At 47.9% G+C, this 21,484-nt stretch carries 17 protein-coding genes; 4 read left to right on the forward strand and 13 right to left on the reverse strand.

Annotated elements, in window-relative coordinates:
• Positions 1–3: 3 nt before the first annotated feature.
• Complete coding sequence (locus RQP50_RS21035; protein ID WP_072730939.1) at positions 4–1,005, reverse strand: helix-turn-helix domain-containing protein; 1,002 nt, start codon at positions 1,003–1,005, stop codon at positions 4–6.
• Positions 1,006–1,510: 505 nt separating this feature from the next.
• Between RQP50_RS21035 and RQP50_RS21040 the strand changes: the two genes are divergently transcribed.
• Positions 1,511–3,661, forward strand: a complete 2,151-nt coding sequence (locus RQP50_RS21040; RefSeq protein WP_072730938.1) for a YhgE/Pip domain-containing protein — start codon at positions 1,511–1,513, stop codon at positions 3,659–3,661.
• A gap of 187 nt (positions 3,662–3,848) precedes the next feature.
• Positions 3,849–5,174, forward strand: coding sequence for an MFS transporter (locus RQP50_RS21045; protein ID WP_072730937.1), 1,326 nt, complete (start codon positions 3,849–3,851; stop codon positions 5,172–5,174).
• A 191-nt stretch (positions 5,175–5,365) separates the two neighbouring features.
• Here the strand turns inward: RQP50_RS21045 and RQP50_RS21050 are convergent, their stop codons facing one another.
• The 3 genes from RQP50_RS21050 to RQP50_RS21060 all read right to left on the reverse strand — a co-directional run bounded on the left by RQP50_RS21050 (position 5,366) and on the right by RQP50_RS21060 (position 10,047).
• Complete coding sequence (locus RQP50_RS21050; protein WP_315746645.1) at positions 5,366–8,365, reverse strand: YhgE/Pip domain-containing protein; 3,000 nt, start codon at positions 8,363–8,365, stop codon at positions 5,366–5,368.
• A 39-nt stretch (positions 8,366–8,404) separates the two neighbouring features.
• Entirely contained in the window at positions 8,405–8,998 is a 594-nt protein-coding gene (locus tag RQP50_RS21055; protein ID WP_315746646.1) for a TetR/AcrR family transcriptional regulator, read from the reverse strand.
• Positions 8,999–9,303: 305 nt separating this feature from the next.
• The gene (locus tag RQP50_RS21060; protein ID WP_315746648.1) at positions 9,304–10,047 is read right to left on the reverse strand and encodes an MBL fold metallo-hydrolase; all 744 of its coding nucleotides are present in this window, start codon (positions 10,045–10,047) and stop codon (positions 9,304–9,306) included.
• Positions 10,048–10,469: 422 nt separating this feature from the next.
• Between RQP50_RS21060 and RQP50_RS21065 the strand changes: the two genes are divergently transcribed.
• Positions 10,470–10,796, forward strand: a complete 327-nt coding sequence (locus RQP50_RS21065; RefSeq protein ID WP_315746649.1) for a YxeA family protein — start codon at positions 10,470–10,472, stop codon at positions 10,794–10,796.
• Between the two features lie 158 nt (positions 10,797–10,954).
• Here the strand turns inward: RQP50_RS21065 and RQP50_RS21070 are convergent, their stop codons facing one another.
• Both RQP50_RS21070 and RQP50_RS21075 read right to left on the reverse strand, forming a co-directional pair.
• Positions 10,955–11,125 (reverse strand): CxxH/CxxC protein, encoded by a 171-nt coding sequence (locus RQP50_RS21070; protein WP_005545397.1) that lies wholly within the window; start codon positions 11,123–11,125, stop codon positions 10,955–10,957.
• A 111-nt stretch (positions 11,126–11,236) separates the two neighbouring features.
• Positions 11,237–12,481, reverse strand: coding sequence for a S1C family serine protease (locus RQP50_RS21075; RefSeq protein ID WP_315746652.1), 1,245 nt, complete (start codon positions 12,479–12,481; stop codon positions 11,237–11,239).
• 243 nt (positions 12,482–12,724) lie between these two features.
• On the opposite strand from RQP50_RS21075, the gene RQP50_RS21080 reads away from it, so the two are divergent.
• Positions 12,725–12,949 (forward strand): hypothetical protein, encoded by a 225-nt coding sequence (locus tag RQP50_RS21080; protein WP_065291076.1) that lies wholly within the window; start codon positions 12,725–12,727, stop codon positions 12,947–12,949.
• Here RQP50_RS21080 and RQP50_RS21085 read toward each other — a convergent pair.
• The 7 genes from RQP50_RS21085 to RQP50_RS21115 all read right to left on the reverse strand — a co-directional run bounded on the left by RQP50_RS21085 (position 12,903) and on the right by RQP50_RS21115 (position 21,253).
• Positions 12,903–13,724 carry an MBL fold metallo-hydrolase gene (locus RQP50_RS21085; protein WP_021257524.1) on the reverse strand — a complete coding sequence of 274 codons (822 nt, stop codon included), beginning with the start codon at positions 13,722–13,724 and terminating at the stop codon, positions 12,903–12,905. The genes RQP50_RS21080 and RQP50_RS21085 overlap by 47 nt on opposite strands.
• Positions 13,721–14,470, reverse strand: a complete 750-nt coding sequence (gene yycI / locus RQP50_RS21090) for a two-component system regulatory protein YycI (RefSeq protein ID WP_028533239.1) — start codon at positions 14,468–14,470, stop codon at positions 13,721–13,723. Before yycI ends, RQP50_RS21085 begins: the two co-directional genes overlap by 4 nt.
• Positions 14,471–14,503: 33 nt before the next feature.
• Positions 14,504–15,823, reverse strand: a complete 1,320-nt coding sequence (locus tag RQP50_RS21095; RefSeq protein ID WP_315746654.1) for a YycH family regulatory protein — start codon at positions 15,821–15,823, stop codon at positions 14,504–14,506.
• A complete protein-coding gene (walK, locus tag RQP50_RS21100) occupies positions 15,817–17,607 on the reverse strand; it encodes a cell wall metabolism sensor histidine kinase WalK (protein WP_394358424.1) in 1,791 nt (596 codons plus the stop codon). The genes RQP50_RS21095 and walK overlap by 7 nt, the downstream gene beginning before the upstream one ends.
• Positions 17,608–17,687: 80 nt before the next feature.
• A complete protein-coding gene (yycF, locus tag RQP50_RS21105) occupies positions 17,688–18,422 on the reverse strand; it encodes a response regulator YycF (RefSeq protein ID WP_315746656.1) in 735 nt (244 codons plus the stop codon).
• A 209-nt stretch (positions 18,423–18,631) separates the two neighbouring features.
• Positions 18,632–20,167 carry a peptidoglycan DD-metalloendopeptidase family protein gene (locus RQP50_RS21110; protein ID WP_315746657.1) on the reverse strand — a complete coding sequence of 512 codons (1,536 nt, stop codon included), beginning with the start codon at positions 20,165–20,167 and terminating at the stop codon, positions 18,632–18,634.
• Between the two features lie 291 nt (positions 20,168–20,458).
• The gene (locus RQP50_RS21115) at positions 20,459–21,253 is read right to left on the reverse strand and encodes a spore coat protein (protein WP_315746658.1); all 795 of its coding nucleotides are present in this window, start codon (positions 21,251–21,253) and stop codon (positions 20,459–20,461) included.
• Positions 21,254–21,484 lie beyond the last annotated feature (231 nt).

A 21,484-nucleotide genomic window follows, 5' to 3' on the forward strand; every position in this document is an offset into this window, starting at 1 on the left:
TTTCTAGATACCGAACTGCTTCCGATACTCAAGCGGCGTCATATTCACGATCTGCTTAAATACTCGATTAAAATACTGCAGCGTCGTATATCCAGCAGCATTTGCAACCTCATACACTTTGAGATGTGGGTTCAATAGAAGTTCCTTCGACTTCTGTATACGAACCAGATTCACATAATCAACGAAGGAATAGCCATATCCGCGCTTGAATTGAGCACTGAAATAAGAGATACTCATCCCATATCGTTCACTTAATTCAGACAGCGACAGTTCCTCATGATAATGAGCGTGTATATAATCGCCCGCCCGCTGGATAAGCAGTCTTGCATTGTTCCTCCGCAACATATTCGTACGAGCCGCCCAATGCTCAGCCATACGCTGAAAATGGGGACCAATATCCGCTTCCCGCTCTGGCAGCAGATCCAAGTAAGTGATTTCATGCTTGCGGAACAAGCACCGCCACTGGGCATCCAGTTCCCGTAAACATTGGAATCCGGCCTCATCTGCGGTACGAGCATTTCGCATTAAACCCTGTACCAGTTGTTGCTGCTCCTGCAGCATGTCGACAGCTGTGAGGCTTCCGAGTTGGTGGAAGAACCGATAGATGTGCCCATATTGGGTGTGATATACACGATAATATCCTGCCAGCTTGCTGGCTCTTCTGAGCGCATCACTAACCTCATCACGCTTCCAAGGCTTCGGCAAGAACGCAATGGCGCCATATCGCATCGCTTGAAGCAAGAGCTGGTGATCCGACGAACGTCCTGTGAGCACCACCACGATCGGATGCTCCCTCTCAGATAACCCTCTAGCAAGAGTCAGACCGTCTACCCCGTTTCCTGACGTATCCGCTATTATGACTTCAGGCCATAATTTCTCAACCTGTTCCCACGCTTCCGGCTGGCTCCCTGCTTGTCCAATGACTGTATATCCTCCCTCTTCCACCATCTGCACGGCTTGCCTGCGCTCAATAACATCTTGATCCGCCAGCATGACCCGCAACATCAATATCAATGTCCCTCCTTCGCTACTTCTACTTGGTAATCAACGTTAGCATAGTCCGTTGCAATCTGGTCATGTTCACCCCAATCTTATCCAAATCTTAATAGTTAGGCGCAAACCCGTCCCCCTTTCATTCCCTTCCTTTATAAAGTGTTCCATATGGTGCTTGATGATCCCCTTCCTTATGTCTACTATTGATTACATGCATCTATACAAAAAAACTGCCGCACGCACTCTTCGATTTTCCATCATTCGCAATCGATACCTCCCTCTCTCAACAGGCTCACGTAAATTTACCGATAATCCGTCACCTCCGTATGCAAGCGCTTACTAAATTGTCTAAACTTAACTCCTCTGCTCGATTCAGCCTTGATTCATCAACGCATCATCAGTTCGTTCTAGTCCTTAATTTTGGGCATCACCTCCTTTATCGCATGTTTCCTGCCCGAACTACGCACAATGATAGCAATGCTGTCAATTTTAGAAATGAACGGGAGAACAGCCTTCTATGAAATCCTTCATCAACCTGTATGTAACTGATTTGAAACGCATTACGAGCAACTGGGCTGCCGCCATTGTCATCACTGGCCTTATCGCCCTGCCATCCCTATATGCATGGTTCAATATCCTGGCATCCTGGGATCCGTACAGCAACACCAAGGGGATATCCATTGCTGTCGCCAATAACGATACCGGCGATACACTCCTCGATAAGCCGATTAACATTGGCAAACAAATCATCGAATCGTTAAAGACAAACGAGGCCATCGGCTGGACATTCATGGATGAAAAAGAAGCACTGCGCCGTGCCGAGCGCGGACAAGTGTATGCCGCCATCATCATTCCAGCCGATTTCTCTGCGCGTATCGGTACCGTACTGACTGACAATCCCCAGAAGGCCGAGATCGTCTATTATGTAAATGAGAAGATCAATGCCATCTCGCCTAAAATTACGGGCAAGGGAGCCTCGGGCGTCATCCAGCAAGTTAGCTCCAACTTCGTTCGTGAAGCGAACCGCACCATTTTCAAAATATTTAATGAAGTAGGCATAGAGCTAAAGAATGAGCTGCCCACCATTGAGAAGGTCAAGAACCTTGTCTTCAAGCTGGAGAAAGGATTCCCCGAACTCATACATGTGGTCGATGTGGCACTTCGCGATACGGCAAAAGCAAATGACATTGTCGCTTCGGCCCAGCGCAATCTTCCACTGGTATCCCAAGTTGCCGAGGAAGGCGCCCGCTTTTCTCGCAGCGTCGCCGATCTGCTTAATTACAGCGAGCAAGGGATTGATACGATTTCTCCCTTTATCAAGCAGGATCTTAACTCCATCCATCAGACAGCACTGGCTATCCAAGACCTGACCTCCATTCTGCAGGATGCGGGCAGTGATCCTTCTATCGTGAAGGAGGCACTTAACCGTGCAGAAGGACGGCTGGATACGGCCGTCACCCTTGTGAATGGTCTGAACAACTGGTTCAATCGGCTCAACGGGCTTGTCCCAGGCGATCGCTTCAGCAGCACCATAGGCCGTCTGCAATCCATACGTGACAAGCTGGAGCGACAGTTAGCGATTGTTCGACAGATCTCAGGCGCGGTGGAGCGCGGTGAACAAGTATCGGCAGACCTGATTAATCAATTGAGTCGGATTTCCAAGGAAACAGCGGATGCCACCGGCAGCATACTGAATCGATATGATGATGAGATTAAGCCAAATATCGTTCAGGGCATCCAGACAGCCAAGCGTACCGTAGGCAATGCCCAAACCGTCCTTCAGGATGCGGTGAAGCATATGCCTGACGTGAAGACGATCCTGAACGATGCAGCTAAGCTAATTACAGTCGGCAGTGAAGAAATTAAGAAGATACAGCAAAGTCTGCCTGAAGCGCAGTCCAAACTAACTAACATTGCAGATCGGATTCGCGAACTGGAGGCACGCGGTGATATCAACGAGATTATTGATTTGCTGAGAAATAACTTCGAGAAAGAGAGTGAGTTCTTCGCCGAGCCCGTCGTGTTGAAAGAACATAAACTGTTTCCAATACCGAACTATGGTTCGGCCATGTCACCATTCTTCACTACATTATCTTTATGGGTCGGCGCCCTGCTCCTGGTGTCGCTTCTGACGGTGGAGGTACATGAGGAAGGCGCAGCGTATAAGGATTATCAAGTATATTTCGGCCGCTATCTCACCTTTGTAACGATTTCCCTGCTGCAGTCTTTACTTGTGACCTTAGGCGATTGTTACCTGCTGAAGGCATATGTGTTGAATCCATTCTGGTTCGTCATCTTCGGCATGCTGCTTAGCGGCGTATTTATGCTAATAGTATATACGCTCGTATCTGTTTTCGGCAACGTGGGCAAGGCGCTGGCCATCGTGCTGCTTGTCCTCCAGTTGGCGGGATCTGGGGGTACCTTCCCGATTCAAGTAACGCCGCCGTTTTTCCAAGCGATTCATCCGTATTTGCCTTTTACCTACGGCATTAGCATGATGCGTGAGGCAGTTGGTGGGATTCTGTGGGATGTGGTGCAGCGCGACCTGCTCATGATGTGTGTCTATATTGCGATCACGCTCGTTATTGGTTTGTTGTTAAAAACACCACTGAATCGCTCTAGTGCCAAGTTCGTGCGCAAGGCGAAAGAGAGCAAGCTGATCCACTAGTGCATATCCAACTGTAATCCAACGACCAGTACAATCAGAATGGTCGCCAATAACCCTTTAACCATATTAGCGGTAGCAGTACAATTAAGCTCCCCGTGAGTCCTAAATCGAACATTTCACCCCCTTCCTTGTTCATCGAACCATGATACAATGGAAGATGCCAACATGGACAATCGGGGGAACGCTCATGCGCTTATATCAACAAGTATGGACAGACGTGAAGCAATGGGATCGGAACATTAAGCTGTTTTTTGTCGCCAACTTATGCTTCCAAGTGGGCGGTGGCATGTTCATGGTGCTTTATAATTTGTATATTCAATCACTCGGATATAATGATGATATGAATGGGACACTCATCAGCCTGCAATCTCTTGCAACGGCTTTGATGTTTGTTCCAATCGGCTTTTTAGGGGATCGCACGAGCCGGAAGAAGGTTCTCATTTTCGGCGCACTGCTGACAGGAATAGGATTCATTGGACGCGCCTATGTTGAATCTGTGATGAGCTTGAACATGCTCGCGATCTTCTCAGGACTTGTCGCTTCGGCATTCCAAGTCATCGCAGTCCCATTCCTTGCAGAAAATGCGCAGAAAGAACAGCGACTACAGCTCTTCAGCTACCACTTTGCTCTAGGCTTAGCCGCTCAGGTGCTCGGCAGCATGGGGGGCGGCGCATTGGCCGACATACTTCAATCCGTCGGATGGAGCAAGGTTGCTAGCTTGCAGACGGTGTTGATGCTAGGGGGAACGGCTACATTAGCCGCCTTTCTGCCGTTGCTCGCCGTTAAGGAGGTTCGCAAGCAGGACGTTCTTAGGGTAGAAATAGAGGCTGAGGATAGGAAACCAGCACAGGCAGCGGCTTCAGTAGAAGCTCCTGTACAAGCTGAGACATCCCCGATGCCTCAACCGGCTGCAGAATGGCGCGATATCCGCCGCCTCACCTTCTGTCAGCTGCTTGTAGGCTTAGGCTCAGGACTCGTTGTGCCTTACTTGAATTTATATTTCACGAATCGATTTAACGCTTCTATTACCGCTGTCGGCTTCCTGATCTCACTTGGGCAGATCATGACGATTATCTCCATGCTCATTGGACCAACACTGGTGAAGCGGATCGGACAGGTGCCTGCAATCGTCGTGTTCCAGATGCTGTCCCTCCCCTTCTTGCTGCTTACTGGATTTACAAATGCAATCTCCATTGCCATCGTGAGCTTCCTGTTCCGGCAAGCGCTTATGAATGCGGCGAATCCGATTCAATCAGCAGTCATGGTTGACCGTATCTCGGATTCACGTCGTGGAATTGCCAACTCCTTAACACAGACCGCCTTCATGCTTGGCTGGGCGAGTATGGGAACCGTACAATCGTATCTGGTCACCACTTACGGTTACTATTGGGGCTATGCGCTAACCTTCAGCATTACCGGTGTCCTGTACGTAACCTCATCCATCTGTTATTTCACGATGTTCCGAGAGAAACGGATTCCAAAGGGTCTTCAGGCGGAGGGAGTCACTACATAAAACAGGATCAGCAGCCTCCTCGCTCTGGACAACATCCGTAACAATAACAAAATCGCTGCCTGATAACCCAGGCAGCGATTTTTATATAATCTATATGATGATTGCATAATACGACTATTTACCATTTACCCTAATAAAACCTCTTACTGTTCTACTACAAGACTATTCGCCTGCAAATCTACAATCTACACCTACAACAGCTTACTTTCCTTCGCTTTCTTCAAGAACTTATCGCTGTTCTTATTAATTGTCTTCTTCAAGCCTATACCAAGTACAAAAGCAATTCCGATATAGATCAATAGGATAAGTACATGCTTCGTCACAACATCCCATAGAATTCCCCCGACTGCCTCACGCATAATGCCTATCGCATGTGTGAACGGCAGGAACGGATTCAGCTTCTGGAAGAACTTCGGCGTCATTTGAATCGGGAATGTACCACCAGAGGCCGCCAATTGGAACACAAGCAATACAATGGACAACGCCTTGCCTACATTACCGAATACCGATACCAACGTATAGACGATGCTGACGAATATGATACTGATGAAAATCCCGAACGCGAAGAACCAGAACTTGTGCACGACATAGGTTTTGAGCAGGAACATGTCCCCCAGTGTCACGATCATACTCTGACATATACCAATCGTCACGAAGGTCAGCCAGCGTCCAAAGTACACTTGGTAGCTCTTGTAGTCATGCTTATTCTCGATGTCTACAATCAGCATGGAGATGAGCAGCAAGCCGCCGACCCACAATGCCAATGTCGAGAAGAACGGTGACATCGCTGAACCGTAATTCGGTACAGGGAACAGTTCATGCTGATTAAGCAATACCGGCTCCGCGAAGAACTTGCTTTCCTTAGCCGCATCCTTACGAAGCAAGTCAATGACTTGATCCAGATCACCTTTTTCTTCGAATTCACGGATTTTGGATGCAATATCTTTTACTTTCTTTTTGATTTCTGGGAATTTGTCACTGAATTCATCCAGTCCATCTTCCCCCGTGTGAATCTTGCCCTTCATATCAGCCAGCTGGGTCTCGACCTCTGGAATCATTGAGAACATTTCTTTTTTCACGTTCTTGATGAAATCCAAGCCTTTGCGAGAATCTTTGACACCCTTGTCGAAGGCAGGTACAACATCCGAATCGATCTTCCCGATTACTTTATCAATGGACGCGCTCGTATCCTTCGAAGAATCATATATCTTCTGCAGCGCATCTTTCGTCGGTTGATTCGCTTTGCCAGCCGCTTCACTCGCACGCTTCAGCATATCCGACAAATCTGCCAGTTTCCCTTTTACCTTATACATACTATCGGCGATGTCTGTAATGGCACCATCATCCACCGTTTGCTTCATTTTCTCAGTAGAGGTGATAAGCTTATCTGCAATATTCTGACCGTTACTGATGTGCTTTTGTGCATTATTGATTTGATCGATTACCTTATCCGCCGTATTGCGGTTCATGATCTTATCTGTCATATCAATGACATTGCGAGTGCTGTCCTGCATCTTATCGATCATCTTCAGAGCATCGCGATTCAATGCTTGCATATCTCCGCGGATCGTATGGAATCGCGGTTTAATTCCATTATCATAATCGCTAACGAGCTGAGCAACGAGCTCACTTGCTCTTGCTGCCGCTTCTGCGCCAATCTGCTTGCCGCCAGCCAAGCGATCCTGCAGCAGTGTGAGCTTCGTCTCCATGCCCTTCAATTGAGCAATCAACAGATCAGTATCTATGCCTGTCACTTGAGCCAGCTTGTTCAGCTGATCCTTGTACTTCTCTAAGGAGCCTAATGTGAGCTTCAACTGATTCGTCATATCCTCGACAGCTGCATTCAGCTTGTCGGTTAATGAAGCATCCGTCGCACTGCCCTGAATAAGCTTGTTGACGCGATCAACTTTCTCCTGCAGCTGACCGAGATACTCTCGATACGTCTTTCCTAATCGTTCTGCATCATCGAATGCCTTCGCTACCGTCGGCGCAACCTGTGAATTCAAGCTTGTTCTCGCTTTATCCAAAATCGAGTTGACTTCGATTGCCTTATTGCGAATATCCCTCAGCTTATCATCTGCAATCGACTTCGCAGACTCTACGGTTTTTTGTGCTTCATCCAGACGCGTCTTCAGATCCTCCGCGCCCCGCTTCGCGTCATTCAAGGACGTGAGCACATTATCAAATAGACCATTATTCTTCAAATTCCGATCTACATCTTCAACCGTCGTAATGAGGCGCTGCAAGGAATTCATCCCAGACTCCACTTCGACACTCTTCTTGGCCAGCTCTGTCTCTACCTTGCCAAGATCGAAGTCGGAGTTCATGATATTCTCCACGACCTTCGATGTATCCGTTGCGACACCCTGAAGCTTCCGCAGATTGTCTTTGACAACCGGCACTTCCTTATGGAAGGAATCACTGCCCTTATCGAGCATATTCTCCGCATCTGTAATTACCGAATCCGGTCGGTTCTCGTAGCGCTTGATGACACGGATGGCAGACTCTGCCTTGCTAATGAAGTCCTTCGCCTTGATGATATCAACTTGGCCTGTCTTCATCAGCTTCTCGATCTCCGGCAGCTTCTCCTCCAATTTGAAGATGTTATCTCTAAGCTTCTTAATGTCCGGCTCATTCGTTTCAAGCTTAAGGCCAACATCATTGAAAATATCGAATATCGCTTTGTTCGCTGTCTCTACGAAGTTGCTGCTAATGTTCGACACCAGCGTCGAGGCTCCTGCCCCCGCAACCTTCGGCGAGATCGCATTTATCTTTTCATTAATATAATAATCAAGCTGTGCCTTCTCTGGATGATCCGAGATGACGGATGAGATCTTCTCAGAGAAATCCTCTGGGATAACAATGGCTGCATAATAATCGCCATGATTGACCCCATTGATTGCCTCATCCTTCGTAACAAATCTCCAACCTAACTTCTCATTTTCCTTTAACTGTTCAATAACCTTTGCCCCAACATCAAGATCCTTGCCTTCTACCTTGGCACCCTTATCCAAGTTCGCAACCGCAACCGATACATCCTTCGTATTGGAGTACGGATCCCATGACGGGAGAATGTTGAACCATGCATATAGGGAGGGCAGGATCACTACTGCTAAAATAACAATAATTGCAGCAGGATTTGTAATAATGTTGCGAAGATCCGTTTTATAAATGTGTAAGATGTTCTTCATCCCACTGCCACCACCGTTCTACTTATAATATGTAATGCGTTATCCAATTCTAGCAATCCCCTTCTGAGCTGCCCCATTCAGCAAATAAAATTCAAGCAAATGAGGAATTTGATCCTGATGGATAGCCTTCGCACGCTTCGGCCATTCCACTACAAGCGCTGCGTAAGTCTTAATAAATAGGAAAGCAGTCAGCTCAGCATCACAACTCTGCAGCTCGCCTGAATCAATAGCTAGTTCTACCTGCTCTTTCACAAAGTGCTGAAGTGCGTCTTCCACCTTGCTCATCTCAGACATCACAATCTCGGTCCCCATCTCCCGCATCTCGTATGAGAGAATAACCATCATCTCATGCTTTGAGCGGAATTCCAACACATTGTGCAGAGTACGGTGCAAGTTCTCTGTGAAGGTTCTCTCTGGCTGAACGGATGACTGTGCAACTTCCAGTATGTCTTGAATGAATCTATTCATAATGGCTTCCAACAGCTCTTCTTTTGTTGGGAAAAAACGATAAATCGTCCCCTTGCCCACATGTGCAAGTCTCGCTATCTGATCCATTGTACTGCCTTTATAACCATATAATGAAAATGACTGTGTTGCTGCCTCTATAATCCTCGTTCTTCGATCTACGATCATACGGATTCCTCCTTTCTGCAAAGAGGCGATTACGAACAGGTTCTAGAACTACAGAACTAAATGTGAATTTCGGTCACTCATTCTTGCTATTATACTTCCAGTAAAATGAATTTGCAAGAAACGACACCTTTTAGACACAAAAAAGCGCCCTATCTCATTGACAGAACGCTTGTAACCGTTTTCCTATAGGTGACTTGCATCCGTTTGTAAGTAGTTCGATAAAACACCACTACCAATCGAAACTTTTATTTTCATCTATGTTTCTCTCAACATCGTGCTTCATTGGCCACTTCACTTCGTCCATTCTACTTCACAGCGCTGCCGTTCATAGATACCGCTCCCCACTTCCGTTCTGCTTCCTGAATGGCACAATCCATTTGAGATGTCGGCTTCATAAGCATCACTCCATGTCCTACTGCGAGCAGAGTAGGCTGTAACGCCCTCAACTTGATTGCGCTTGCCAGCGCAGCCTCGTTATTCCAAGTCGCCATAGCTGGGAATGGGAACAGCGGCTTAAGCATCCCTGATACTGCGATTCCTCCTCGAATTTGAAAAGCATCGCCAGCAATCAGCGCACCATCTCTCGTATCATAGAAGGCCATCATGCCTGGTGTGTGGCCTGGTGCAAGCACGGCACGCAGAGATCCCACCATCTGACCGTCTTGAAGTAGAACATCCGGCTTCGTACGAATTGCCCCTTCCTTCGGCACATCTCCACGAATAGGCGTTGCTGCCTCACCATCTTCCAATGAGCAGTTCCCCTGCAGCAGCTTGGCATCACGCGCTGAAATCATCACCTTCGCATGAGGAAGCTCCTGCTTCAAGGCATCCAATGCTCCGATATGATCACCATGTGCATGAGTAAGCAAGATACGTGTAATTGGCTTTCCAATTTGCTTAGCCGCCTTCAAAATACGAGCAGCACTATAAGGAAGAGCAGCATCTACTAATGTCAGCTCATTTTCCTCTTCAACGAAATAACAATTCACAGGAAACAAGCGTGGCAGGAAAGACAGTTGAATAATATGACCTTGCTTACGCATACGCATGGATGACCATTCCTCTCTAACTAATGTTAATTATATATTAACTAATCATATTAGTTTTTGCAAGAATGAATTTCCTCATCGTGTGTAAAAATCATACCTAATTATGTATAAGACTTACTGTGCATATTCAATTTACGACAGACGAATCTGTCGGTATCCCGATTATTTATCGTTTTCCACTATCCACATGTGGATAATTGTATTTTGCTACCCAAACGCCCCTTATCCACATATTCATCCACGTTATCACCAACCCTGCGCAGCTTGTTCATAAGTTGTTCGATGCTCCCCTATTCACTCGCTTTTCCTTCACTTGCCACATGACAGAACTGTAAGGCTGTGTTGGGTAAATCGATTTGTCCTGTTCTTTGTTGCTGTTATGATAAATGCTAGAACTACGTAAACTCGGAGGTATCTGCATCATGAAGAGACTAATTGCTTTATTCGCAGTCATCACATTGTTTGCAAGCATTCTTGTCGGCTGTGACTACAATCGAAACGGCAAGCAGCAATATTATGTCCAAACCGTTGGCGATCCTAATGACAATGGGGAGTATACCCTACCCGCATTCGATGAGAAAGGCAATGAGCTGAAGCTCACCTTTATGAAAACAGGGGAAAACCGCAAATTTAAAGAGCATGCGTTTTTACGCGTATATGTAAAAGATACGGATCGTGTAACCGCCTACGAAGAAGTAAGCAAGGATGAGCTTCCTACTAAGGTGAAGGATAAGCTGAATATCAATTAATAACGAGCTTCATTTGATCCATATGGAACAACGCAAAAAAACAAGGGCGCATCCCCACCTCGGGGGTGTGCCCTTGTTCTATACACGCAATTGAAGTGTATGAACGATTGTGCCCGAACCTTCATGAAACGGACAGGATCATTCATCCTACGACAAGATTACACGACTAGAAACTTCGCCTCTTGCTCGCAATCCATACAGCACTTGATTGGCCGTTCCCAATCACTGAATTCAACGCCATCCAGATCGACAACGTCGGGGGCATCTTCGAACTCATCTACAAAATTGTCAATTGCCAATTCTACATGCTCTTTACAGACTACGTACATGTCGTTCCCTCTTTCTCGCTTATCTTGCTGTCTTATTACGTCCATCATAACATAAATAGGCCCGGTACGGGTGAAGACATTTGATTTTCCCATCTTTGGATATCACTTAGTTTATCCGGCCTGCTGCGGCTTATCCTCAAGCTGCACAGTCGTCATCATCAGCTTGCCCTCGCGATAGAAGTGAACTTCCATCGTCTCGCCGACCTTCTTCTTCTCATATAAATATTTGCGCAGATCTCGGGTCTGACCGATCGTTTCATTGTCGAAGCGGACAATTACATCATTCAGCTTCAGTCCTGCCTTCTTCGCCGGCCCCGTAGCCTCCAGTACAATAACTCCGTTCTTCACGTCTTGAGGAAGCTTCAGATCATTGCGCTGCTCATCGGTAATCGGAGCATAAGGATTCGTCAGATCGACCGTATATACACCTAGATAAGGCCGAATAACCTTGCCATTCTTCATAATCTCGTCTACTACGGTCATCACTTCATTCGTAGGAATCGCAAATCCGAGACCCTCAACGCCAGTCGTCGCGATCTTCATCGTATTGATGCCAATAACCTGCCCCTGTAAGTTCACAAGTGCGCCGCCGCTGTTGCCCTCATTAATTGCCGCATCCGTCTGAATAACCCTCTGCTCCCAATCATATACACCATCCTGGTTCAAGGATACCGGGATAAGTCGATTCGTATAACTGACGATGCCAGCTGTCAGTGACCCGCCTAGGCCAAGCGGATTGCCAATCGCAACGACGGTTTCCCCGAGACGCAGACGGCGTGAATCGCCAATCTCCGCCACCGTGGATACGCCTGCATCATCAATAAGAAGAACGGCAATATCCATTACCCGATCCTTGCCAATGAGTTCTGCATTTTTGCGCTGCCCGTTCGAGAGCACCACCTCTAGCTTATCCGCCCCCTGTACGACATGCTCATTCGTCAGGATGAACGCTTTGCCGTCATCGCGCTTAATGATGACCCCTGATCCTAGATTCGTGTCCTTCTCTTCATCAGCCTCTGCTGCCACTCGCTTCTGCTCATTGACAATGCTGACCACCGCAGGGCCAACCTTATCGGCTACAGTCACAATACGATCATAGGGATCAACCGTCCCCGTTCGGTTAATGGTCACAGGCTGTGTGACTGAACCTGTTCCCACAATCCAGCTATATAAAATAACGGCTGACAAGGCACTAATCACCGAGCTCACAATAGCCACTTGGACGATGGACCACCTGCGGCCGGATTGAGTTGTCTTGCCCAGTGTCCATCCCGTTCCTGTCTCTCGCTCCTGCCATCTGCGCTTTACCTTGCCAGATACCTTTGTCGAGAAAAAATCATCATCAAACAAGCTCATCCGAACAACTCCCCTCAACCCTCCAACCGGGATCGATCCACGGGTTGAACCACTGCCTTCGCAGCATCATTACACCACGGAATGATATGGCTGAAAATCGTCAACACTATATATTAATGCACACTATGAGCTTGTCATGTAAAAGAAATGTAATAGATTTGCAAGCTTGTACATATTCTATCATACAAACAGGGAATTGAGAGAAACAATCTCCCTCCCCTAATAGAAAGGAGAACTAGATTTATGACGACTTCAAGCACAATCTGGTCGGACATCGACCTAGTCGGACAACTAGCTGATATGAAAGAAGATCAATACCGTCTCACCTTGGCTTTATCCACCCTCATGGAGCTTCTCGTGGAGAAAGGCTTGATTACGCAGGAAGATATCTCCCAGAAGGCCAACGATCTGGATAGATGGCTTACAGACGAACCACAGACTTCGCATGAACCGTATCCCATGCCGTAGGCTTGTCATAATACGTATCTTTTAATTGCAGTTCACTCTCTTTGTAAAAATGGCCGTTGTCTTCCATGACTCCCTTCACCGTCATGCGGGCGAGATCCATCATATTATGATCCCGGCTTAAATGCGCCAAGTATACGCGGCGGGTATTACCCGTAGCAATCTCACACAGCGCCTCGCCTGCCGCATCATTGGACAAGTGCCCCATATCTCCTAGAATCCGTCGCTTAATATTCCATGGATACCGCCCCATACGAAGCATCTCCGTATCATGGTTCGATTCCAGCACAAGCACATCCGAATCGATAATCTCATCTCGAACCTTATCGCTCATATAACCTAAATCCGTTGTCACACTCAGCTTTGTCTCGCCTTCATAGAACTTATAACCCACCGGCTCGGCAGCATCATGAGAGATACCGTATGATTCTATGCGCAGATCCCCGAAATCGCGCGCTTCCCCCGTTTGCATGACAATCCGATTTTCGTCTGCAATTTCACCCACATGCTTCTCTAGTGCTTCCCATGTGTTCTCGTTGGCATAGATCGGCACGTTGTGCTTTCGTGAGAAGGCTCCAAGGCCCTTAATGTGATCAGAATGCTCATGCGTGACGAATATGGCGTCAATCTGCTTGCCCGAGAGCCCCTGTTCCTCCAGGAGCTGCTCTGTCCGCTTGCAGCTTAGACCAACATCGATCATCACAGTTGCGTCTTCATTCTGAATGACCGTTGCATTGCCTGTTGATCCACTCGACAGTACTGAAAATCGCATACTCATCTATCGTTCTCCTTCTTTCCTTCTTGCGGAGTATCAATTGCTCCACTTATCGCATTCACATAATACACTTCATCATTTTCCAAGAGGATGCGCCAAGACGGCGCTGCCACCTGTGTATTGGCCGCATCGAATATTTGACCATGGTAGCCAAGCTGTACATCCTTGACGACGGCCCCTGACATTAAGGCGCTCAAGATCACATGCTCCAATGCTTGAGAAGCCGGCAAGATCTTCTGCTCCTTGCTCTCCTTAGCTTCAATCAACTCTACATACTGCTGCCGGAACCCCTTAATCTTCTGCTGGCTGTGTGCCAGCTCCAATGTCACTTCGAATATCGGCAGGCCATTAGGCAGCCGCTGATACAAGACGAATGTTCCATTTCTACCTGTCAACGGGTCATATCGGTACATCTCAATATGAGGAATATCCCCTTGCAGGGACTTGATCAAATCATTCTCCATGAATACGATCTTCGTATCCTGCGGCTGCTTGAGCGGTTCCATCTGATCGCCCCGCTTCACGAATCGGTACGTGATTTCACGTAAGGCGGGTGTCTCTGAAGGAATCTTGGCTGTAACTTGAATCTTTTTTACTTCCATCATCTTCTTCGCCGCATCAGACAGGGAGGTCCAATCCAGCTCGGAATGCATTTGGTCGCGTACCTCTTGCCAGAGCTGATAGCCCAGCACAATATTGAGCAGCAGAAAAGCATAGATCAATATATTCTTCGCCCGACCCCAATCCATTTGACTCCTCCCTTCTGAGATACGATCTTACGTTCATTTCTTAACAGACCCATCAAGCAATGCGGTGGACCCATCCTTGTACTTTACCTGCCATGCAGGCAGCAGACGAACCGTCTCCTTCCCTAACTCAGGGATGTATACCGGGTCAATCCCTACGATTGGCTTCTTCTGACTGAGTGCATTCAATTTTTGAAGTAAGGCATCTCCAACCACCAGTTGGCGCATTTCCTTCTTCTCTGCACGCTGATGAAGTTGTACAAGAGAACGCTCATAACTCGTAACCGTGCCCTCTTGCATCGTAACCTGCATATACCCGAACCGGAAGCGACTTGTATTGACAATCGGGTAAGAGCCCCAATATTGCTGGAATCGAAAGGCTGTCCCTAATCCACTGGTTGCTCCGTTCAGCACATCCCTCTTCTCATTGTCCGGCAAGGTGACACGATATCTGCCATTCCAGCCTCCATGCTGGTTAATGAAGCGGACTGCTGCCGTGACATCAGAAACAATATCCTGCTGCCCTTCCGTCTGCACGACAGGATCGGAGTAGATAAGCCATTGCAGGCCCCGATTCACTTCCAAGCCGCGCTTAACGTCGGTATAAATTTCCGAATTCCCAGTCTCTATATTTTTCGTAACGGTAGGATCATTGAACAAGCTGCGCTGCATCTGCTCTGCCGTAATTCGATCATAAGGAAGCGTAACCTCAAGCAGTTCAATCGGCTGTTCTGGAACATAATATGATCCGTTAACCAACTTATAAGGCGTCCAGGATCGCCCGAATTCGACCTGCTGCTTCACATCCTGCTCGGTCAAGTCTGCTCGGGTCGATTCATAGACAGCGTCCCCCTTCGCATTGAAGAAGAAGACGCGGACTTCCTTCGTATCCTTCGTCGTATACAGCCATATTCGACGAATACTCTCATTCATAAGCGCAGAATCATCACCGATCGGAAACACCTTCTGCAGCAGTTTCACTGGGATAGGCGCGTGGAAAAGCAGTTCCACTCCCTCATTCTCCTCGCGTATTCGATTCCAATCCACCGCAGAAAGCGAGCGGTATTGGAACCCATCATACGAGCGTCCCTGCAGCCGCTTCACAATAATGTTATAGAACGTCATGCCTGGATATAGAATGGTATGCTTATTTCCTCCGAGGTGAAGAACCAGCTGTTCCGGGAAGATTAGATTCTCTACCTTCTCCTCAGGCCCGAGCGGATCGGTCGTAATGTAGTCACTGGTCGACTTTTTGCGTACATCGAAGTTCGGCATGCTATAGGCAAGGAAGAAGCTCTGCAGCAAGCTTAACAGCACAAGAAATGTTAGCAGCATCGTCTTAAATCGCTCTACCATTCGCTTGCCTCACTCCCTTCCGCCTTCATTGATGTCAACGGAAGCGAGAAGGTAATTTGCGTACCTGCGCCCCATTCCGACTCAATCCATATATCCCCACCATGCGTTCTCACAATTTCCCGGGCAATGGACAAGCCTAGTCCCGTACCGCCCATATTGCGCGAACGAGCCTTATCTACCCGATAGAATCGTTCAAATATTCGTTCCAAATCCTTCTGTGGAATGCCCAGCCCATTATCCTGCACTGATACATGAAGCATGCTGCGAGAAGAATCCAGAACCGCAACCAGCTTCACCTCTCCGCCGTCTGGCGTATACTTCACCGCATTGGACACAAGGTTATCCAGCAATTGATCGATCTGATCCCGATCGATCATCACTAAGCCTCCCTTGCCAATGTCCGGATCAATGACAACTGATGCAGCAATTCCCTTATTGCGGAACTGGAAGGAGAATCGGTCGATGACATCCTCCAGCATCTCCGTCATATCCGTCACCTGCTTGCGCAGCTTCGCCTGCTTCGAATCAAGGCGCGACAGATGCAGCAAATCCGTAACGAGACGAATCATGCGCTCCGTCTCGTTCTGTATAACGCCAACGAAGCGCCCTGCAAGCTGCGGCTCTTCCAGCGCGCCGTCGCCTAATGCCTCAACATAGCTCTTAATCGTCGTCAGCGGCGTCCGCAGCTCATGTGACACGTTGGCTACGAACTCGCGGCGAGACTGCTCCAGCTTCTCCTGCTCCGTCACATCCTGCAGCACGACAATTGATCCTGTCATACCTTCCCCACGGCGATGAACCGGGGTGAAGGATATGCGCAGGATTGTCTCGCTATCTTCATCACCCTCATGTTCTTCTGTTCGAGGAAGCAGCATCCAGTTCAGCTTGCCGTTCACCATCTCATCGATCTGTTCCTGCGGCACACGAAGCACCTCGGACATGGGACTGCCCTCTACCTCGCCTTGCTTGATACTTAGCAGCTTGCACGCCCGTCTGTTGACGAGAATAACCTGACCTTGTTCATCGGTCGCGACAACGCCGTCACTCATATTTGTCAAGATGGATGCCAGCTTCTCCTTCTCTTCCTCATTCGCATTCAGCGCTTCCTGCAAGCGCCTCGTCATATAATTGAATGCCTCACTCAACTGACCGATCTCATCGGTGCCCATGACAGGAACTTGTCCTGCGAAGTTCCCTTCCGCCACCTTCGTTGCTTGCTTCGTTATCTCCTTGATCGGTTGTGTAATGGTATGGGCCAGAATGACACCCAGTACGGCCGTTAACCCAAGTGCAATCGCCATCCCCGAGAGGAAAATCCGATTGATCCCCTCAATTGTAGCGTACAGCTCCTTCATTGATGCGACAATGTATAGGGCCCCTACGAGCTTCCCATTGGAGTAGACGGGCTTCGCCAGCACCTGCTTGCGCACATTGTCCTCATCAATGATAACCTCTTGGTTATCACGCATGCCCTGCAGGGCCCGATTCACTACTGTCTCAGTATTTTTACGCCCTACATATTCCATATGAGTAGGCACAGATGTCGTCAATACCTTCCCGGTTACGTCCAAAACCTGTATTTCCACGCCATTCATATTGATGAAGCTGCGTACGAACTTATTGAGCGCCTCCAGCGTCTGCTCATCATCAAGCGTCTCATCGCCCTTCAGCGTCTGACCCGCGTAAATAGACATGAGCTCTGCTGTGTTCTGCAGCTCCTTCGTAAAGTTGGTCGTCTGCGTATGCTTCATCGAACTGACGAAGTAGACACCGATGAGCTGCATCGCAATTAAGATAAGCAGAACATAAATAATAATCAGCTTCGCCTGAATGGTGCGAAAAAATCGACCTAGCCCCCGCTTCACTAGAATCCTCCACTCCGCGGATTGCGCATCATATATCCCAATCCGCGCCGTGTAATGATATATTCCGGCTTGCTCGGATCATCCTCAATCTTCTCGCGCAGGCGGCGTATCGTTACATCCACCGTGCGTACATCTCCGAAATACTCATATCCCCACACTGCCTGCAGCAGGTGTTCGCGTGTCATGACCTTGCCAGCATTGCGCACCAAGTAGAACAGCAGTTCATACTCCCGATGCGTCAAATCCAGCATAGCTCCGTTCTTATAGACTACATACATGTCCGTATCAATGAGCAGTTCATGCAGCTTCATGCCCTGCTTCTCTGCGGCAGATGTCGCAGCATCCTCTTCTGGATCTGGAGTAGAGATTTTGTTTTGGCGCCGCAAGTGAGCCTTAACCCGAGCCAGCAGCTCTCTCGTGCTGAACGGCTTCGTCACATAGTCATCGGCCCCCAATTCCAAGCCTAATACCTTATCAAGCTCTGTGTCCTTCGCCGTCAGCATAATAATAGGCATATGCAAATGCTGACGTACCTCACGGCACACATCCATCCCGTCCTTCACGGGCAGCATCAAGTCAAGAAGCATAAGATCCGGCTTCTCCGATATTGCCAAATCAACGGCAGCTCCCCCATCGAAGGCGCAGATGACCTCGTAGCCTTCCTTCTCCAAATTAAACTTTAAAATATCTGCAATCGGTTGTTCATCATCTACAACGAGAATTTTGCCGTACACGAATCCGCACCTCTCCCTCTACCTTCACATTTCCTACCACGTACTAATACAGTCACAAATTCCGTTCTGCATGCAGCCAGTCCTTATGTCACTCTATTTTACCATAATTGTCTCTACATCCCGAACCCAAACGTTGGAGAAGACGGCATTACGCGGCAATCTAAATATAAAAAAGACGGGACATCCGATTCGTCCCGTCTAGCTTGCGTTTATAAGTATTTAAGAGGATTCTGCACTTCGTCATTTTTAATAATTTCGAAATGCAAATGCGTACCTGTGGAATCGCCCGTATTGCCCATTACGCCAATATCTTGACCCTTCTCCACAATATCGCCGGCATTGATATTAATTTTGCTTAGGTGGCCGTACAAGGTTTTGTACCCATTGCGATGGTTGACGATGATGCAATTGCCATACCCGTTCTTCACACCCGCAAACAGTACGACGCCTTCATCAGCAGCCATAATCGAACGATCCGAGGATACCATGTCGATCCCCTTGTGCATGCGGCCCCAGCGCTTGCCGAATCCGCTTGTCAAGGTTGCACTGTTCACAGGCCAATCGAAGGAGCCTGTCCCTTCGCCGCGCACGACCTTCGTACCGCGAATGACAATCTCCGGAATGGCAGGCTCGACAACCTCTTGCTCAATCCATTCCTCGTGGGATAGCTTGCCGTTGTCCTTCACCAGGCGATAAGACATGCGCTTTAATCCTTGTTTGCCCTTGCGGACAACCTTGGACTCCCCAGAGCGCATATTCGGATCTTCCTTGATCATCTTCTGCGGTTCAGTCACCAAATACTCGCTATAAGCTTCAACCGTCTTCACGGTAATAAGCGGCTTCGTATCCGTCAAATTAAGAATTTGTCCATCCTGCAGACGTTCCTCCCCGACAGTCGGGTTGTTATGGTAGATCGCATCCATAGAGACATTCATCTTATTTGCAATTGACGAAACGGTATCTCCTGCCCTCACAATATATTGGAGCTTATTCGTGAGGCCTGTCGTCAGCTTGCTAATCGCCTCATCCTGCGTCATCATTTGGTCTGGGCTAATATTGGCATTTTCCGTGCTGACACGCTCGCGGAAACTAACAGATTCCAAGCGTGATACGGCTTTCGTGGCCTTCGCAGAGCGCATAGGCGCAGCTAATACGCGCACTTCCTTCGCATTCCCTTTGTTCGATGCAGATGGAGTGTACTTCGCCTTTACCTGCTTCAATATTTTCTCGGCCGTAGCCTCGTCATTCACATATCCGACTGTCGCGCCGTTGATCTTCAGCTCTACACCCTCTGCATAAGCAGGCGTCAATTGATCAAGCTTCGCTAACGTTGCTTCCGTTGTCGGCTTCGCCTTGAATCCAGAATCCTCAATCGTTCGAATTCCCTCTCGATTTATCTTCATATGGGCGTTCGGATACTTAGCCTGTTCCTTCTGGAGCCGAGCTGCATAATATTGCTCGACTTCTTCTAGAGCAGACACCGTGCCCACCAGTTCATTCTTATGGTATACGTGATAAAAAGGTATCGTATTGGCTTGTACATAGGTAATGCCTCCCCATACTGCAGATGCAGCCAATGCCATGCCACTTATTGCGAATACAATCGTTCTTTTTCTCTTTGTCATCCATCGGGTTGCAGGATTCCTCGTCAACCGTTCCCGCCATGCAGCCGTCCATTGTTGCCATCGGTTGCGATCATTCATTTGTTCCTTTTCCTCCCGACGATTTCCGTTGAAACGTACCATGATGGTCTCCTTTGCGAATACAATGCCTATATTCTCATACGTAATGTGATCTTTTTCTATGAAAATTTACAAAAGTTAACGTTTTGTCATCTTTTTTTAATGTACCATAGGTCGAAAGTACATTGCAACTTGACCGAATTCGTCATTTTTTGGACGTTCTTCAAAACAAAAACGCGAAAATGTGCTCTCCTGAGGAGATGGCCACTTTCGCGTTTATTATGCAATCCTTTTAATCGGTTTATTCAGCATATGTTCTCACAAATATGTTCTTCGTGAAGCCTATGAATCAGACTACGGTGTTCCCGTGCTTTCTGTCTTGCTTTCCTTCGCATTTGAACCATCCGTAGTGCTGGCAGTATCCTTCGTCTTCGATTCTCCCACCATCCACTCCCGCATCTCCTTATATTCCTCGTCATTCAGATGCTTCGCGAGAATCTGTTCGACTTCCATAACCTCACTGGAAGTTAATCCTCCCTCCATTAAGGTAGAGATGCGCTGCCAATCCTCTTGCGGGAGCTTCTTCATCAAGGTTGCAAAGATTTGATCCTTCTTCTCCTTCGACAACTCTTCCTTGCTCTTCGCTATCGCGTCAGGTGGCACTATTATTGCCTCCCGTCCCTTCGATTCCTGACCAGATGTTATGCCCCCCATTACCGGCAAAGCGCCATCAGGCGTTGGAGTTGATCCGCTCTCGCCTTCATTTCCCTCAGCAGATGGGGAACCTGTCGTTCCTCCGCCATTAATCTCAGTCGCTCCCTGCCCATTCCCATTCGATCCCGATCCCTGACTATTAGTAGTGGTTCGTTCTGTATGGTTCCCGCTATTTCCCATTATCCCATTCTGACTCGTTCCTGTAGACTTATTATTTGATTGACTAGCCGTTTGTACATCGGAGCCAAGCAGAACACCCCACATAGAGGTCAATGTCAGCGGCTTCCGTTCTATTGGGATATGGAAACTATCCAGGGCAGTCTGAATATATCGATCGACTACGATCGCTGTTGTTCCAACCGTTAATAGGCTAGATAATATACCTACGACCAAAATCGTCATTGCTAACCGCATCACACGCCACACTAAGCGCATCTATACTACCTCCCAGCCAGCTCTTGCTGCCACGCGAGGGCAATATGCCCTCTCACGTGCCCGAGTGCGTATAATAGAGTACTAGCAGCCTCCAATATGACTCTTCTTCCTCTATCTTGTATTCGGGATCCTTGCCAGCTCACAGTCATTTACTGCTTAGTATGCCCAATTATGTACAAAAAAAACGACTCTTCCCGAAGGAAAAGCCGTTTCGTTTCTATATCATGCTGC

Source organism: Paenibacillus suaedae (genome assembly GCF_032337355.1).
In the GTDB taxonomy this organism is placed as follows: domain Bacteria; phylum Bacillota; class Bacilli; order Paenibacillales; family Paenibacillaceae; genus Paenibacillus_B; species Paenibacillus_B suaedae.

Coding starts and splice junctions, on each gene's coding strand:
- RQP50_RS21035 (WP_072730939.1), bottom strand. CDS start 1,005: ATGTTGCGGGTCATGCTGGCGGATCAAGATGTTATTGAGCGCAGGCAA.
- RQP50_RS21040 (WP_072730938.1), top strand. CDS start 1,511: ATGAAATCCTTCATCAACCTGTATGTAACTGATTTGAAACGCATTACG.
- RQP50_RS21045 (WP_072730937.1), top strand. CDS start 3,849: ATGCGCTTATATCAACAAGTATGGACAGACGTGAAGCAATGGGATCGG.
- RQP50_RS21050 (WP_315746645.1), bottom strand. CDS start 8,365: ATGAAGAACATCTTACACATTTATAAAACGGATCTTCGCAACATTATT.
- RQP50_RS21055 (WP_315746646.1), bottom strand. CDS start 8,998: ATGATCGTAGATCGAAGAACGAGGATTATAGAGGCAGCAACACAGTCA.
- RQP50_RS21060 (WP_315746648.1), bottom strand. CDS start 10,047: ATGCGTATGCGTAAGCAAGGTCATATTATTCAACTGTCTTTCCTGCCA.
- RQP50_RS21065 (WP_315746649.1), top strand. CDS start 10,470: ATGAAGAGACTAATTGCTTTATTCGCAGTCATCACATTGTTTGCAAGC.
- RQP50_RS21070 (WP_005545397.1), bottom strand. CDS start 11,125: ATGTACGTAGTCTGTAAAGAGCATGTAGAATTGGCAATTGACAATTTT.
- RQP50_RS21075 (WP_315746652.1), bottom strand. CDS start 12,481: ATGAGCTTGTTTGATGATGATTTTTTCTCGACAAAGGTATCTGGCAAG.
- RQP50_RS21080 (WP_065291076.1), top strand. CDS start 12,725: ATGACGACTTCAAGCACAATCTGGTCGGACATCGACCTAGTCGGACAA.
- RQP50_RS21085 (WP_021257524.1), bottom strand. CDS start 13,724: ATGAGTATGCGATTTTCAGTACTGTCGAGTGGATCAACAGGCAATGCA.
- yycI (WP_028533239.1), bottom strand. CDS start 14,470: ATGGATTGGGGTCGGGCGAAGAATATATTGATCTATGCTTTTCTGCTG.
- RQP50_RS21095 (WP_315746654.1), bottom strand. CDS start 15,823: ATGGTAGAGCGATTTAAGACGATGCTGCTAACATTTCTTGTGCTGTTA.
- walK (WP_394358424.1), bottom strand. CDS start 17,607: ATGCAGCTCATCGGTGTCTACTTCGTCAGTTCGATGAAGCATACGCAG.
- RQP50_RS21110 (WP_315746657.1), bottom strand. CDS start 20,167: ATGGTACGTTTCAACGGAAATCGTCGGGAGGAAAAGGAACAAATGAAT.
- RQP50_RS21115 (WP_315746658.1), bottom strand. CDS start 21,253: ATGCGCTTAGTGTGGCGTGTGATGCGGTTAGCAATGACGATTTTGGTC.